Raw genomic sequence first — 1,442 nt, 5'->3', positions numbered from 1 at the left:
GAATCAAATAATATTGTTGTGTTTTTAACAATTCAATATTATTGTTTATCTTTGCGTCATGAATAGAACTCAGCCCATAGATTACAAATCCGTATTGTCCTTATTTCTTCCGGCAGGACTCCTTGACTATTTCGATATAACAGAAGCTTCCAATATGGGAGATTATTTTATGTTGGTCTTAGTTGAGAAAGATATTGTGCCTGAAAACTTACAAGGCCTTCCTTTAATTTCCAATGGTTTTCACAAGCCAATAACAGTCACAGATTTTCCCGTCCGTGACCATACCATGTATTTTAGGATAAAGCGACGCAGATGGCTTGACAAGTCTACGGGCAAGAGCTATAGCCGCGACTGGAATCTTGTTGCATCCGGAACCAGAATTACCGCTGAGTTCGGAGCTTTTTTAAAAGAATTACCTTGATACCCATGCAGTGAGCATCAAGAGTGTAGCAGAGTTTACGCATTTGAAGGCAAATGTCCTAAATGACTACTACAAGAACCATCTGAGCGGATTTCACTCCTGGAATCAGAAAAAACATTCAGAAGAGTTTACCCTTTATGCCTGCAATCTCGGCGAACATCTTGCCATAGACGAGTCTTCACTGAGCAATGGAGAACTGTATACAATTGTGACCAACAAGGACGGGCACGGGAGGAAGGGTACGCTGGTTGCAATGGTAAAGGGAGTGAAATCAGACTTTATAATCAAGAAGTTACAGCGTCTTCCTGTCGGCAAACGTGCAATGGTCAAGTCTGTTACCATGGACATGTCAAACTCTATGTATAAGATAGTACGTAAGTGTTTTCCCAATGCAGAGCAGATCGTAGACCGATTCCATGTGCAGAAACTTATGTATGATGCTCTTCAGGACTTACGTATAAAGCACCGTTGGGAAGTGATGGCGGAGGATAATCGCATGCGTGCTTTGTACAAGGAGAAAGGGCTTGAATACAAGCCTGAAATATTAAGCTGTGGAGACACTCTTAAGCAGCTTATGGTAAGATGCAGCAGGTTGCTTGTAAGAAAGCCGAATGACTGGACCGAATCACAGGCAGAAAGAGCCAAGGTCCTATTTTGTCGATTTCCGGATATGAAAGAGTTCTATTATCTTGCTTTAAGATTGGGTAAGATATATTCGGATTATGATAACAAGGACGTGGCACGACCCAAACTCGCATTATGGTTTAATCAGGTTGAGCAATGGAACTGTGAAGAGTTTAATACAGTCATCAAGACATTTCAAAACCATTATGACAGAATACTGAATTTCTTCAATGACAAAAGAACTAACGCCAGTGCCGAATCGTTCAACTGCAAGCTAAAAACATTCAGGGCTGAATTCAGAGGAGTGAATGATCTGAAGTTCTATCTTTATAGGGTAAAACAGTTATTTGCATAAGGAAATGCAGATTGTTAAAAACACAACAATATTATTTGAGCC

Annotated in this window: 2 protein-coding genes; both read left to right on the top strand. The window is 40.4% G+C overall.

Features of this window, described 5'->3' with window-relative positions; genetic code table 11:
• The first annotated feature begins 58 nt into the window (after nt 1-58).
• Nucleotides 59-421 (top strand): ISAon1 family transposase N-terminal region protein, encoded by a 363-nt coding sequence (locus CHL74_RS15340; RefSeq protein WP_094882014.1) that lies wholly within the window; start codon nt 59-61, stop codon nt 419-421.
• A 10-nt stretch (nt 422-431) separates the two neighbouring features.
• Complete coding sequence (locus CHL74_RS15335) at nt 432-1,400, top strand: ISAon1 family transposase (protein ID WP_254923349.1); 969 nt, start codon at nt 432-434, stop codon at nt 1,398-1,400.
• The last annotated feature ends 42 nt before the right edge of the window (nt 1,401-1,442 follow it).

It is taken from the genome of Prevotella sp. 885 (assembly GCF_002265625.1).
GTDB lineage: Bacteria > Bacteroidota > Bacteroidia > Bacteroidales > Bacteroidaceae > Prevotella.
The sequence above is the reverse complement of the archived record's forward strand: the minus strand, read 5'-3'. Positions and strand labels throughout refer to the sequence as shown.